The following is a 14014-nucleotide window of genomic DNA, read 5'->3' on the forward strand; positions in this document are numbered from 1 at the left end:
TTTGCTGAGTTGAAGGATCAGATCACGTATCTTCCCGACAACGCAGACCGTTCCGTGGCAAAGCAAAAGTTCAAAATCACCAACTGGCCCACCTACAATAAAGCCCTCATCAACCGTGGCTCCATAACTTTCTGGCTGGATGATGAAGCTATTCAGGCCTGGTATGAGTCAGCAACACCTTCTTCACGAGGCAGACCTCAGCGCTATTCTGACCTTGCCATCACGACTGTGCTGGTCATTAAACGCGTATTCAGGCTGACCCTGCGCGCTGCGCAGGGCTTTATTGATTCCATTTTTTCTCTGATGAACGTTCCGCTACGCTGCCCGGATTACAGCTGTGTCAGCAGGCGGGCAAAGTCGGTTAACGTCAGTTTCAAAACGCCCACCCGGGGTGAAATCGCACACCTGGTAATTGATTCCACCGGGCTGAAGGTCTTCGGTGAAGGCGAGTGGAAAGTCAAAAAGCATGGCCAGGAACGCCGCCGTATCTGGCGTAAGCTGCATCTCGCCGTTGACAGTAAAACACATGAAATCATCTGCGCTGACCTGTCGCTGAACAATGTGACGGACTCAGAAGCCTTCCCGGGTCTTATCCGGCAGACTCACAGAAAAATCAGGGCAGCATCGGCAGACGGCGCTTACGACACCCGGCTCTGTCACGATGAACTGCGGCGTAAGAAAATCAGCGCGCTTATCCCTCCCCGAAAAGGTGCGGGTTACTGGCCCGGTGAATATGCAGACCGTAACCGTGCAGTGGCTAATCAGCGAATGACCGGGAGTAATGCGCGGTGGAAATGGACAACAGATTACAACCGTCGCTCGATAGCGGAAACGGCGATGTACCGGGTAAAACAGCTGTTCGGGGGTTCACTGACGCTGCGTGACTACGATGGTCAGGTTGCGGAGGCTATGGCCCTGGTACGAGCGCTGAACAAAATGACGAAAGCAGGTATGCCTGAAAGCGTGCGTATTGCCTGAAAACACAACCCGCTACGGGGGAGACTTACCCGAAATCTGATTTATTCAACAAAGCCATATGGATCTTCCGATACCGGAAGCTATCACCAGAGCATTAAAAAAACGCCTGGAACACCCGATTTTAGGGTACAGCCGTTGGCAACATGATGACTATCTGAATGCGATAGTTAATTGGTATTATAAACAGTATAAAACAGACATTAAACAAGAATGGATAACTTATAGCCCAAGTGTGATGTATTCCATTGCTAAAGCAATAGAGTTATTGACATCGAGTGGCGATAATATTCTCATTTTCACACCTGTTTATAACGCATTTTTTGATGTAATTAAAAATAGTGGACGAAATACGCTGGAAACTTCTTTGAGTAAAGATAACGAGGGAGGTTACGTTATCGACTGGCAAGATTTTGATCTAAAAATTAAAAAAGCGAAGATGGTGTTAATATGCAATCCTCATAACCCGACAGGAACCGTCTGGTCTGATGATTGTCTGCATAAAATCGCTGCAAGCTGTGCAAGACACAACGTTTGGTTGTGTTCAGATGAAATCCATAGTGATTTTGTATTTAATCGTTGCTTCACGTCTGCGCTTAAAATAATAAATGAAAAGGTGGTGGTGTTTAATTCGATATCGAAAACATTTAACGTTCCTGCGCTAACGGGTTCGTATATGATTTCACCTGATGAGAATTTCAATCACCAATTCAGAACGATATCGAGGTATCGCGATTTTGTAAACTCCCCATCAGTACTGAATGTAATTGCGACCATTGTTGCCTATAACGAATGTGAGGAATGGTTAACGTCATTAAAGAAACATCTTTCTTCAAATATTCAATTTACCCAGCGGTATATAAATGAAAACATTCCGGAGTTAATCGTGAAGCCGGCTGCTGGTTGCTATTTTTCGTGGATTAATTGCTCTGCCATTGGTTATCCCTTTGATAAATTCTACAGCCGATTAATTCACGAAGGCAAAGTAGGCATTATGGCGGGTCATGTCTATGGAACAGAAGGGGAGGGCTATCTTCGTCTGAACCTGGCTTGCAGTCGAGAAAAGTTATATATGGGACTTACGCGCATTGCAGGTGTAATCAGAAATATTAATCAGGAAAAAGAAAATGAACAACACGGATCTTATCCATCTTATTAAACATTTTATGCGCAACGAGCATAAAGCAGTTGAAGAGGTTATCGATTCTCCCCTTTCGGAATTTGCTGCTTTAATTAAAATATTACAATCTTGTCAGGGTAAAGTTGTTTTTATTGGCGTAGGGAAGTCCGGCATTATTGCCAGAAAACTTGCTGCAACATTTGCCAGCACCGGAACTCCCTCGTTTTTTATTCACGGTACGGAAGCGGTACATGGCGATCTTGGAATGGTGACGAAAAACGATATTGTTATTCTTATTTCAAACAGTGGTGAGACGGCAGAAATTCTGGCAACACTACCGAGTCTGAAAAAAATGGGTAATTATTTGGTCTCCTTTACTCGCAGTCATCGCTCATCGCTTGCGATAAGTTGTGATTTATCCGTTGAAATTCCCGTCAAAAGCGAGGCGGATAATTTAGGTTTAGCGCCGTCATGTTCGTCTACAGTGGTTTTGGTTGTTGGTGATGCGGTGGCGCTTGCACTCTCCGAATTGAAAAAATTTACTCGTGCCGATTTCGGCTTATATCATCCAGGAGGTGCGCTCGGTATTAAAGCAAACTCATAGTTTCAGAATATAAAAACAGTAACCGGTCACGCCATCTTTGGGGTGGCGTTCATTGAAGTGAGTGTCAGCTATGAAAAACGTTCTGGTCACCGTTCCCAGCTTTTCAGCACGCTGTGTTTCCGCCAGCAAGTTGCTAAGAGAGAATAATTTTAACCTTATTATTAAGAATAATGTGGAGCATCTGGTTAAATCAGAATCCACGGCATTACGAGAATCTATTTGTGCGGTCATTGCCGGAAAGGATTGTTATCAGGCGGACACGCTATCACTACTGCCCGGTGTGAAAATAATATCGAGATTTGGGACGGGAATTGATAATGTTGATCTTCGCACGGCACGACATTCAGGGATTGTGGTCAATAATGCGGTTGGGATTAATTCAAATGCGGTTGCGGAATTTATCATTGGCCTTATCTTCGCGAGCATAAGAAATATCCCAGGCAGCTATTATGCAATGCAAAATGGTTACTGGGGTGAGTCGCATGGTTGTGAATTACAGGGGAAACGGATTGGCTTGCTTGGCTACGGTAATATAGGTAAAACCCTGGCGAAAAGGTTGTCCGGTTTTGATGTTGAGCTTTTAGCTTTTGACAAACAACCCGATTATCAGGTTGCTGGCAAAACCGGAGTTCAGTTTGTATCAATTGAAGATATCTTTATGCAATCGCATGTCATCATTGTTCTTTTGCCTTTTTCGCCTGATCTGGAGAACTTCATCAGCCATAAATATTTGTCGATGATGCGCAATGGCGCGCTGATCATCAATGCCGCAAGGGGAAAATTGCTGGATGAGGGCGCTTTACTTCAGGTGATTGAAGAACGAAATGTTTTTGCGGCGCTGGATGTTTTTAGCTCTGAACCGCTGGCGCAATTTAGCCCATTGCTGCATACCAAAAATATCATTACAACGCCGCATATTGCAGCCTCCACCGTTGAGTCATACCAGCAAACCGGGATACACGTTGCCCAGTCGATAATTGATTTCTTTGCGGGGAGGGAGATAAAAAACGTGCTGTGAGTTCAGCGAACGAAGATTTTAGATACAAAAAAACCGCAATCCGTGAAACACGTTGCGGTTTATCAGCATTCTAAGTATTGGTTGCGGGGGCCGGATTTGAACCGACGACCTTCGGGTTATGAGCCCGACGAGCTACCAGGCTGCTCCACCCCGCGTCACCGTACTGCTTTTACTTCATCAAATTTTGATTGGTTGCGGGGGCCGGATTTGAACCGACGACCTTCGGGTTATGAGCCCGACGAGCTACCAGGCTGCTCCACCCCGCGTCACCGTACTGCTTTACTTCATCAAATTTTAATTGGTTGCGGGGGCCGGATTTGAACCGACGACCTTCGGGTTATGAGCCCGACGAGCTACCAGGCTGCTCCACCCCGCGTCCGTGGATGCGCACTATACTCCGCTCGCGTTTTCATGCAACCTTTTTTTTACCCGGATCACGGATTTGGCATGATTTTGAACAAAAACAAAACACTACCGCCTATTTTTTGTGCAAAATTTGCGTCAGGGAGAGTCTGCTCATTTCATTAAACGCGACGGTTTGTTATCTTCGTTGTGCCTTATTTTTTAACCTGAAGAAGAGAACAATGAAAGGACGTTGGGTAAAGTACCTTCTTATGGGCGCTGTTGTGGCGATGCTTGCCGCCTGCTCCTCCAAACCAACCGATCGCGGACAGCAATATAAAGACGGGAAATTTACCCAGCCTTTCTCTCTGGTGAACCAGCCAGATGCCGTTGGCGCACCAATTAACGCCGGTGATTTTGCCGAGCAAATTAACCATATTCGTAACTCGTCACCGCGTCTGTATGGCAACCAGAGTAATGTTTATAACGCGGTGCAAGAGTGGCTGCGCGCAGGCGGTGATACCCGCAATATGCGCCAGTTCGGCATTGACGCCTGGCAGATGGAAGGCGCGGACAACTATGGCAACGTGCAGTTTACAGGCTATTACACGCCGGTAATTCAGGCGCGCCATACCCGCCAGGGCGAGTTCCAGTATCCTATTTACCGTATGCCGCCAAAACGCGGCCGTCTGCCGTCTCGTGCGGAGATCTACGCGGGGGCACTGAGCGATAAATATATCCTCGCTTACAGCAACTCCCTGATGGATAACTTCATTATGGATGTACAGGGTAGCGGGTATATCGATTTTGGCGACGGCAGTCCGCTTAACTTCTTCAGCTATGCCGGAAAGAACGGTCATGCCTATCGCAGTATTGGTAAGGTGCTGATCGATCGTGGCGAAGTGAAAAAAGAAGATATGTCGATGCAGGCGATTCGTCACTGGGGGGAAACGCACAGTGAAGCCGAAGTTCGCGAACTGCTGGAACAGAATCCGTCTTTCGTCTTCTTTAAGCCACAATCTTTTGCACCGGTGAAAGGAGCAAGTGCTGTGCCGCTGGTTGGTCGTGCTTCTGTTGCCTCCGATCGCTCGCTCATCCCGCCAGGCACTACCTTGCTGGCAGAAGTACCGTTGTTGGATAATAACGGTAAATTTAACGGTCAGTACGAACTGCGTCTGATGGTGGCGCTGGATGTCGGTGGCGCAATCAAAGGCCAACATTTCGATATCTATCAAGGGATCGGGCCGGAAGCCGGACACCGAGCAGGTTGGTACAACCACTATGGACGTGTCTGGGTGCTGAAAACGGCTCCGGGCGCAGGTAACGTCTTTAGCGGCTGATGTGATATTCTGTATACCGTTTTGACGGATACGACAGGGTGAGGGATAACCTCATCTCCTGATTGTTGACTAAGTGCGCATTGTTCATGCCGGATGCGGCGTGAACGCCTTATCCGGCCTACAAATCATGCAAATTCAATATATTGCAGGAGTTATGTAGGCCTGATAAGCGTAGCGCATCAGGCATTTATGCGTTTAGGGTGGGGGATAACCTCACCCTTTTTAATTCTGAGGTGCTATGTCTGTGGTAATTAGTGATGCCTGGCGTCAGCGTTTTGGCGGCACTGCGCGTCTGTATGGTGAGAAAGCCTTGCAACTATTTGCCGATGCACATATCTGTGTGGTCGGCATTGGTGGTGTAGGTTCCTGGGCGGCGGAAGCTCTGGCGCGCACGGGGATTGGCGCAATAACGCTTATCGATATGGATGATGTGTGTGTCACCAATACCAATCGGCAAATTCACGCGCTGCGTGATAACGTCGGGCTGGCAAAAGCGGAAGTGATGGCGGAGCGTATTCGCCAGATTAACCCGGAGTGTCGGGTGACAGTGGTGGACGATTTCGTGACGCCGGATAACGTAGCGCAATATATGAATGCCGGTTATTCGTATGTTATTGATGCCATTGACAGTGTGCGCCCCAAAGCGGCACTAATCGCATACTGTCGTCGCAATAAAATCCCATTGGTAACGACGGGGGGGGCCGGCGGGCAGATTGATCCGACGCAGATTCAGGTTACTGACCTGGCGAAGACTATTCAGGACCCGCTGGCGGCGAAGCTGCGCGAGCGCCTGAAAAGCGATTTTGGCGTGGTGAAAAACAGCAAAGGTAAGCTCGGTGTGGATTGCGTGTTTTCTACCGAGGCGTTGGTATATCCGCAGTCAGACGGTACGGTCTGTGCGATGAAAGCCACGGCGGAAGGACCAAAGCGAATGGATTGCTCATCAGGATTTGGTGCGGCAACGATGGTGACCGCCACCTTTGGTTTTGTTGCGGTTTCTCATGCGCTGAAGAAGATGATGGCGAAAGCGGCGCGCAAGGAATAACCATTATGTCGGATGCGACGCGAGCGTCTTATCCGACCTGGATTTGTGCTTAAACCTGTTTCGCCGCTGTGATAATCGCCTCGCTTAACGCATTCAGCCCCTGACTGCGTGAGGCACTAAGTTGCGCACGCAATCCCAGCTCATCAAACAACGCCAGCGGCGACTGCGTTTGTAACTCGGCGGCGGTTTTGCCCTCCACGGCGGTCAACAACACTGCCAGCAGACCGCGCACAATGCGTCCTTCGCTGTCGCCAAAGAAATGCATCTTGCCGTTTTCAGCCACGGTATACCCCAGCCAGACGCGGTTTTCGCATCCGGCAATCTCTTTGGCCTGTGCTTTTAATTCATCAGGTAAAGCCGGAAGCTGTTTCCCCAGCATGATCAACTGGCGATATTTCTCTTCCCACTGCGTCAACGGCGCGAAAGTATCGCGTAACGTCTCTGCGGTAACGGTTGTGCCGAACGGATGTCCGGCGAATTGCGGGTTTGTCATTAATCCACCAATAATTCCAGCGCGCGGTCAACGGCGTTCACCAGCGCATCCACATCACTCTTTGTATTATATGGCGCAAAAGAGGCGCGCAGTGTGCCGGTTACGCCTAATTCTGCCAGTAGCGGCTGAGCGCAATGCTGCCCGGCGCGCAGGGCAATACCGTACTCTGCCAGCAAAGTCACCATATCGCTGTGATGAACCCCCGCGAAATCAAAGGCCAGCAGGCTGGAATCCTGGCAGCGGAATGAACGAAAGCCTGGACGTTTTGCCAGCGCATCTTCTGCAAGCGTCGCCAGGCTACGACTCCAGCTTTCTGCCTGGTTAATATCATAATCTGCCAGCCATTCCAGCGCCGCGCTTAACCCAATGACGCCTGCGACGTTGGGCGTTCCGGCTTCCAGTTTCCACGGGGCAGACTGTGTGGTGAAGCCGTCAAAACTGACTTCGTGAATTATTTTGCCACCGCCGAGCCAGGGCGACATTGCTTCCAGCAGTTCTGGTTTGCCATACAGCACGCCGATACCCGTCGGGCCGTAAAGTTTGTGACCTGAAAATGCGTAGAAATCGATATCCAGTTGCTGAACATCTGCAGGGAAATGCACCGCCCCCTGAGCACCATCAACCATCACCACCATCCCGGCTGAATGGGCAAAGGTAATCGCTCGCGCCAGATCCGGGCAGCCGCCAGTGACGTTCGACATCTGGCCCAACGCCAGAATCCGGCTACGGGGAGTAATCAGCTCTGGTAACAAATCGACATCTGGCAGACGCTGCGCATTAAGCGGCAACTTCACCACTTTGGCTCCGGTTTGTTGGGCGACCATCAGCCAGGGGACGAGGTTGGCGTGGTGCTCTGCCACGCTGACAATAATTTCATCGCCCGGTTGCAGACGCGGACGCGCATAGCATTGCGCCACCATGTTGATGGATTCGGTGGTGCCGCGCGTCCAGACAATGGTTTTGTCATCTGGAGCATTGAGCAATTGCGCCACTTTCTCCCGCGCAGCCTCATAACGTGCGGTCAGACGTTGGGCTTCGGCAAACTGGCTGCGATGGACGTTTCCGGCGCTAAGGCTATAGAACTGTCGGGTAGCCTCAACCACGGCTTCGGGCTTGAGCGCGGTTGCGGCACTGTCGAGATAGACGCCCGCATCCTGTAATGCGGGAAACTGCGCACGGAACTGCGCGGGATTAAAAACGTTCATGGTACTCCTCGGCTTGATTCACCGATCGTGACGCAAAATTCACTTTGATACAAGGAGAGTGCTAACCATCGGAATTATCTGGATATCCTGGCGAAGCCGCGTCAGTAACATATGCTGAATAGTGTTAGGCGTTAATTTTAGCCTGTTAATCAATACTATTAAGATTTATTAATCGCTTTAAGGAGAAGAAGATGAAAAAGACTGCCGCAATTATCTCTGCCTGTATGCTGACTTTTGCCCTGAGCGCCTGTTCCGGTTCGAACTATGTGATGCACACCAATGACGGACGTACCATCGTCTCTGACGGTAAACCACAAACTGATAATGAAACCGGTATGATTTCGTATAAAGACGCTAATGGCAACAAACAGCAGATCAACCGTACCGACGTGAAAGAGATGGTCGAGCTGGATCAGTAATTCGCGATCGCAAGGTAAAAAAAAGCACCGCAATTAGGCGGTGCTACATTAATCACTATGGACAGACAGGGTAAATGTACAGGAAGTGAAAAAAGGTAGCTTAGCTACCATGGTCTGAATCGCAGACCAATTGCAAACACAACAACACAACATCACAACCGTAAGCCAAAAGTTCACCAGAACACGCATTCCGATAAAACTTTTCGTTCCGGCTCAGGAAGTGCCGCCACTATAGGTATTTGCTGGTAGAAGCTCAACGGACAATTTATAATGGCTCAGATAAAAAAAACTAATAGGTTACATAGTGTGATCTAATTGTTAAATTCATTTAACATCAAAGTTTAAAAGCCATGTCAAAACGATTACCACCGCTAAATGCCTTACGAGTTTTTGATGCCGCCGCACGCCATTTAAGCTTCACGCGCGCAGCAGAAGAGCTTTTTGTGACCCAGGCCGCAGTAAGTCATCAAATCAAGTCACTTGAGGATTTTTTGGGACTGAAACTGTTCCGTCGCCGTAATCGTTCACTCCTGCTGACCGAGGAAGGGCAAAGCTATTTCCTCGATATCAAAGAGATATTTTCGCAATTAACCGAAGCGACGCGTAAACTCCAGGCTCGTAGCGCCAAGGGGGCGTTGACGGTCAGTTTACTCCCCAGTTTTGCCATCCACTGGCTGGTGCCGCGACTTTCCAGCTTTAATTCAGCTTATCCGGGAATCGACGTTCGAATCCAGGCGGTCGATCGCCAGGAAGATAAACTGGCGGATGATGTTGATGTGGCGATATTTTATGGTCGGGGCAACTGGCCGGGGCTGCGGGTCGAAAAACTTTATGCCGAATATTTGTTGCCGGTGTGTTCCCCGCTACTGTTAACCGGCGAAAAACCCTTGAAGACGCCAGAAGATCTGGCTAAACATACGTTATTACACGATGCGTCCCGGCGTGACTGGCAGACATATACTCGCCAGTTGGGGTTAAATCATATCAACGTTCAACAAGGGCCGATCTTCAGTCACAGCGCGATGGTGCTGCAAGCGGCTATCCACGGGCAGGGAGTCGCATTGGCGAATAATGTGATGGCGCAATCGGAAATCGAGGCCGGACGCCTTGTCTGCCCGTTTAATGATGTTCTGGTCAGTAAAAATGCTTTTTATCTGGTATGTCATGACAGCCAGGCAGAACTGGGTAAAATAGCCGCCTTTCGCCAATGGATCCTGGCGAAAGCCGCTGCTGAACAAGAAAAATTCCGCTTTCGTTATGAACAATAATTTACGTAGGGTACGACCATGACCAGCCGTTTTATGCTGATTTTCGCCGCCATTAGCGGCTTCATTTTTGTGGCTCTCGGCGCTTTTGGCGCGCATGTGTTAAGTAAAACCATGGGAGCCGTTGAGATGGGCTGGATCCAGACCGGCCTCGAATACCAGGCGTTCCATACGCTGGCGATTTTAGGTCTGGCGGTGGCGATGCAGCGTCGCATCAGTATCTGGTTTTACTGGAGTAGCGTTTTCCTCGCGTTAGGCACGGTGCTGTTCAGCGGCAGCCTTTATTGCCTGGCGCTGTCCCATCTGCGTTTGTGGGCGTTTGTCACACCGGTTGGCGGCGTGAGCTTCCTCGCGGGCTGGGCGTTAATGTTAGTCGGAGCTATCCGTTTAAAGCGCAAGGGCGTAAATCATGAATAAGGTTGTATTGTTGTGCCGTCCTGGCTTTGAAAAAGAGTGTGCTGCGGAAATTACCGATAAAGCCGGCCAGCGGGAAATTTTCGGTTTTGCCCGCGTGAAAGAGAATGCGGGTTATGTCATTTATGAATGTTATCAACCTGATGATGGCGATAAGTTAATCCGTGAGCTGCCGTTCAGTTCATTAATTTTTGCTCGCCAGTGGTTTGTAGTGGGGGAGCTCCTGCAGCATTTGCCGCCAGAAGATCGTATTACCCCCATTGTCGGCATGTTACAGGGCGTAGTAGAGAAGGGCGGTGAACTGCGTGTTGAAGTTGCCGATACCAACGAAAGCAAAGAGTTGCTGAAATTCTGCCGTAAATTCACCGTGCCGCTACGCGCTGCCTTGCGCGATGCGGGTGTGCTGGCGAACTATGAAACGCCGAAGCGTCCGGTGGTGCATGTATTCTTTATTGCACCAGGCTGCTGCTATACCGGCTACTCCTACAGCAATAATAATTCGCCGTTCTATATGGGGATTCCACGCCTGAAGTTTCCGGCGGATGCGCCAAGCCGTTCCACCCTCAAACTGGAAGAGGCATTTCATGTGTTTATTCCTGCGGATGAGTGGGATGAACGCCTGGCAAATGGAATGTGGGCGGTAGATTTGGGCGCTTGTCCAGGCGGCTGGACCTACCAACTGGTGAAGCGCAACATGTGGGTATACTCCGTCGATAACGGCCCGATGGCGCAAAGTCTGATGGATACCGGACAGGTGACGTGGCTGCGGGAAGATGGTTTCAAATTCCGCCCAACACGTAGCAACATCTCATGGATGGTATGCGATATGGTTGAAAAACCAGCGAAAGTTGCGGCACTGATGGCACAGTGGCTGGTTAATGGCTGGTGTCGTGAAACTATCTTCAACCTTAAGCTGCCGATGAAAAAACGCTACGAAGAAGTGTCACACAATCTGGCGTACATTCAGGCACAGCTTGATGAACATGGTATTAACGCCCAGATTCAGGCGCGGCAGTTGTATCACGATCGAGAAGAAGTGACGGTGCATGTCCGTCGTATCTGGGCTGCGGTGGGTGGTCGTCGCGACGAACGGTAAGTGAGTTGGCAGGGGCATTGACTCCGGTCTGGCATCCGATGTTTGTATCGGTGGCAACCCGCGTGAAGCAACGCTTGAGGATATTGTCGAGCTTTACCATACCGCCTGGTAAATGCGCTGATGTGATAATGCCGGATGCGACGCTAGCCGCGTCTTATCCGGCCTACAAGTGCATTTAATTCAATGAGGTGTTAATCGGTAGTATTCGGCACGCCGTTATCGTACCAACCGCAATTGCTGTAAATTGCCGTCGATATGCAAGTCGGTTTGTAAGCGGGCAATATCGCGACACAGAAACGCCATCTCTTTATGTTCTTCCAGTTTCTTGCGCCACTTTTCGGCAACCGCGTCGATATTTTCATATATCCCTTCCAGACTCTGAAACTCGACGAGTAACTGCGTGGCGCTTTTTGGCCCAATCCCCGCAACACCCGGCACCTTTGAGCTGCTGATCCCCGCCAGCCCCCAATAATCGGGTAATTGCTGAGGTTGAACGCCAAATTCTTTATCGATAAACGGCGCATCAAGCCAACGTTTCTGAAAGTAATCACGAATACGCAGTGCAGGTGAAAGGAGCTGACAGTAGCCTTTATCTGTCGAAACAATGGTTGCCTGATGCCCGGCCTGGGTCACTTTTACTGCCAGCGTGGCGGCTAAGTCATCTGCTTCGTTGCCGCTGGCTGACCAGCATCGGACTCCGCGTTGTTCAAAGGCTTCGCGTAACGCAGGCATTTCGTTGTGCAACTCTTCCGGCATTGGCGGACGACCGGCTTTGTAATCCGGTAAACGCTGATGACGCCAGCCGCTACTGCGGTTTTCATCATCAAAAACGGCGACGGCGTGGGTTGGCTGGCTGTGCATAATGAGCTGATCGAGCGCGTGCTGGCAGGTCTCCACGCAGGGTGAGCCCTGAACGGCATGAATGCGACGAATAAGATTCAGTGCATCGACAATAAGCAAATGAACAGCCACGATAACCCCCTTAAAGATCAGGCGATAAGGGTAACATTCGATGTCGGAACAGGCTACGGCTGGATGAGAAATCGGGAAGAGAGCTCGCAAAACGAGGTCTGATATTGATGACAACGCAAATTACCTGATGCGCTACGCTTATCATGCCTACAAAAGAATCACAATCTATTGAATTTTCGCTGTTTTGTAGGTCGGGTAAGGCGTTTACGCCGCATCCGACATAAACAACAGGCACATTCTCAACAATGTGAGGCCTCGCAAAACGAGGCCTCTGGAGAGAGATTAATCGCAGGCAACAATCTTCATTGCCAGGCCGCCGCGAGAAGTTTCACGGTACTTGGCGTTCATATCTTTACCTGTTTCGTACATGGTTTCGATAACTTTATCGAGGCAGACGCGCGGCTCGCTGGTACGGCGCAGCGCCATACGCGCGGCGTTCACCGCTTTCACTGCCGCAATGGCATTACGCTCAATGCACGGCACCTGTACCTGTCCGGCAACCGGGTCACACGTCAGGCCGAGGTTATGCTCCATTGCGATTTCTGCCGCGATGCATACCTGTGCCGGGCTTGCGCCTAACAGTTCTGCCAGACCCGCCGCTGCCATAGAGCACGCTACGCCAACTTCGCCCTGGCAGCCGACTTCGGCACCAGAAATCGAGGCGTTCATCTTATAAAGAGAACCAATGGCGCTTGCCACCAGCAGGTAACGAGCCAGTGAGTTAGCGTTCACTTCACGGATAAACTTGTCGTAGTACGCCAGCACTGCCGGGATAATCCCGCACGCGCCGTTAGTCGGTGCAGTCACCACGCGACCACCAGCAGCGTTCTCTTCGTTCACCGCCAGAGCGAACATGTTGATCCAGTCAACAACCGCCATCGGGTCAGTGGTGTTTTTGTCCTGGCTGACCAGCATCCGGCGCAGAGCCGCCGCACGGCGTGGAACGCGCAGTTTGCCTGGCAGCACGCCTTCGGTGGCAATACCGCGCTCAATACCGCCGCGCATCACTTCCCAGACGTTCGCCAGGTGCTGTTCCAGCTCTTCTTTGCTGTGCAGCGCCAGTTCGTTTTTCATCATCAGGCCAGAGAGTGACAGCCCGGTTTCCTGACAATGCTTTTGCAGATCGGCTGCTGAGCTGTACGGATAAGGAACTTCAACCGGTGCGCTATCCTGCTGACCAAAATGTTCTTCATCAACGATAAAGCCACCGCCGATGGAGTAGTAAGTCTGGCTGTAAACAACTTTATCGCCCGCCAGCGCGGTGATGCGCATACCGTTTTCATGCAGAGAAAGGTTGTCGGCATGGAAGTTCATGCACTGATCAACCGGGAACTCCACTTCGTGCTGACCATTTGCCAGCATCAGGCGACCATGAGTATTCACATCCTGAATAAAACCAGGGATGGAATCGATATCAACGGTATCCGGCAGGTTACCCGCCAGCCCCATAATAATGGCGATATCAGTGTGGTGGCCTTTACCGGTCAGAGAGAGCGAGCCGTAGACATCAACCACCACGCGGGTCACGTCTTTAAGCAGGTTACGGGCAATCAGATCGTCGGTAAATTGTTTACCCGCTTTCATTGGTCCAACGGTATGGGAACTGGAAGGACCAATGCCGATTTTGAAAATATCGAATACGCTAATCATAGGAAATTCATCGGGTTAAAACGGAGGAAGCGCCGCCCGAAAGCGGCGCGAAAGGA

13 protein-coding genes, 3 tRNA genes and 2 pseudogenes are annotated in these 14014 nt (G+C 50.3%); 11 read left to right on the forward strand and 7 right to left on the reverse strand.

The features are described 5' to 3' along the window. Positions 1–9: 9 nt before the first annotated feature. The 4 genes and pseudogenes from LG381_RS09040 to LG381_RS09055 all read left to right on the forward strand — a co-directional run bounded on the left by LG381_RS09040 (position 10) and on the right by LG381_RS09055 (position 3717). Positions 10–978: an IS5-like element IS903B family transposase gene (locus LG381_RS09040; protein WP_013815099.1), complete on the forward strand. Its 969-nt coding sequence runs from the start codon at positions 10–12 to the stop codon at positions 976–978. A 58-nt stretch (positions 979–1036) separates the two neighbouring features. After that, a pseudogene (locus LG381_RS09045) lies at positions 1037–2134 on the forward strand (MalY/PatB family protein); the annotation flags it as partial. Further along, complete coding sequence (locus LG381_RS09050; RefSeq protein ID WP_105289892.1) at positions 2103–2699, forward strand: SIS domain-containing protein; 597 nt, start codon at positions 2103–2105, stop codon at positions 2697–2699. The pseudogene LG381_RS09045 and the gene LG381_RS09050, both read left to right, overlap by 32 nt. Before the next feature lie 70 nt (positions 2700–2769). After that, on the forward strand, positions 2770–3717 hold the full coding sequence (locus LG381_RS09055; RefSeq protein ID WP_105289893.1) for a phosphoglycerate dehydrogenase: 948 nt from the start codon (positions 2770–2772) through the stop codon (positions 3715–3717). A gap of 78 nt (positions 3718–3795) precedes the next feature. Here LG381_RS09055 and LG381_RS09060 read toward each other — a convergent pair. The 3 genes from LG381_RS09060 to LG381_RS09070 form a co-directional block, all read right to left on the reverse strand. Then, a tRNA-Met gene (locus LG381_RS09060) sits at positions 3796–3872 on the reverse strand. Between the two features lie 34 nt (positions 3873–3906). Beyond that, positions 3907–3983, reverse strand: a tRNA-Met gene (locus LG381_RS09065). 33 nt (positions 3984–4016) lie between these two features. Continuing rightward, positions 4017–4093 (reverse strand) — tRNA-Met (locus tag LG381_RS09070). 208 nt (positions 4094–4301) lie between these two features. Here LG381_RS09070 and mltA point away from each other — a divergent pair. Beyond that, positions 4302–5399, forward strand: coding sequence for a murein transglycosylase A (gene mltA, locus LG381_RS09075; protein WP_000678631.1), 1098 nt, complete (start codon positions 4302–4304; stop codon positions 5397–5399). Positions 5400–5637: 238 nt separating this feature from the next. Continuing rightward, entirely contained in the window at positions 5638–6444 is an 807-nt protein-coding gene (gene tcdA, locus LG381_RS09080; protein ID WP_225762307.1) for a tRNA cyclic N6-threonylcarbamoyladenosine(37) synthase TcdA, read from the forward strand. A gap of 49 nt (positions 6445–6493) precedes the next feature. Here the strand turns inward: tcdA and csdE are convergent, their stop codons facing one another. Then, positions 6494–6937: a cysteine desulfurase sulfur acceptor subunit CsdE gene (gene csdE / locus LG381_RS09085; RefSeq protein ID WP_000184243.1), complete on the reverse strand. Its 444-nt coding sequence runs from the start codon at positions 6935–6937 to the stop codon at positions 6494–6496. Continuing rightward, entirely contained in the window at positions 6937–8142 is a 1206-nt protein-coding gene (csdA, locus tag LG381_RS09090) for a cysteine desulfurase CsdA (protein WP_225762308.1), read from the reverse strand. The genes csdE and csdA overlap by 1 nt, the downstream gene beginning before the upstream one ends. Positions 8143–8333: 191 nt before the next feature. Between csdA and LG381_RS09095 the strand changes: the two genes are divergently transcribed. The 5 genes and pseudogenes from LG381_RS09095 to LG381_RS09115 form a co-directional block, all read left to right on the forward strand. Beyond that, the gene (locus LG381_RS09095; protein WP_000750399.1) at positions 8334–8561 is read left to right on the forward strand and encodes a YgdI/YgdR family lipoprotein; all 228 of its coding nucleotides are present in this window, start codon (positions 8334–8336) and stop codon (positions 8559–8561) included. A gap of 350 nt (positions 8562–8911) precedes the next feature. Further along, on the forward strand, positions 8912–9829 hold the full coding sequence (gene gcvA / locus LG381_RS09100) for a glycine cleavage system transcriptional regulator GcvA (protein WP_000044401.1): 918 nt from the start codon (positions 8912–8914) through the stop codon (positions 9827–9829). Positions 9830–9847: 18 nt separating this feature from the next. Beyond that, positions 9848–10243, forward strand: coding sequence for a DUF423 domain-containing protein (locus tag LG381_RS09105; protein ID WP_000203904.1), 396 nt, complete (start codon positions 9848–9850; stop codon positions 10241–10243). Continuing rightward, positions 10236–11336 (forward strand): 23S rRNA (cytidine(2498)-2'-O)-methyltransferase RlmM, encoded by a 1101-nt coding sequence (gene rlmM / locus LG381_RS09110; RefSeq protein ID WP_001045520.1) that lies wholly within the window; start codon positions 10236–10238, stop codon positions 11334–11336. The genes LG381_RS09105 and rlmM overlap by 8 nt, the downstream gene beginning before the upstream one ends. 37 nt (positions 11337–11373) lie before the next feature. Beyond that, positions 11374–11448, forward strand: a pseudogene (locus LG381_RS09115) (hypothetical protein); the annotation flags it as partial. A gap of 104 nt (positions 11449–11552) precedes the next feature. On the opposite strand, the gene xni reads toward LG381_RS09115, so the two are convergent. Both xni and sdaB read right to left on the reverse strand, forming a co-directional pair. Further along, positions 11553–12308, reverse strand: coding sequence for a flap endonuclease Xni (xni, locus tag LG381_RS09120; protein WP_225762309.1), 756 nt, complete (start codon positions 12306–12308; stop codon positions 11553–11555). Positions 12309–12590: 282 nt separating this feature from the next. Then, complete coding sequence (gene sdaB, locus LG381_RS09125) at positions 12591–13958, reverse strand: L-serine ammonia-lyase II (RefSeq protein ID WP_000626400.1); 1368 nt, start codon at positions 13956–13958, stop codon at positions 12591–12593. Between the last annotated feature and the right edge of the window lie 56 nt (positions 13959–14014).

The sequence above is a fragment of the Escherichia sp. Marseille-Q3837 genome, assembly GCF_916618735.1.
Taxonomy (GTDB): Bacteria; Pseudomonadota; Gammaproteobacteria; order Enterobacterales; family Enterobacteriaceae; genus Escherichia; species Escherichia ruysiae.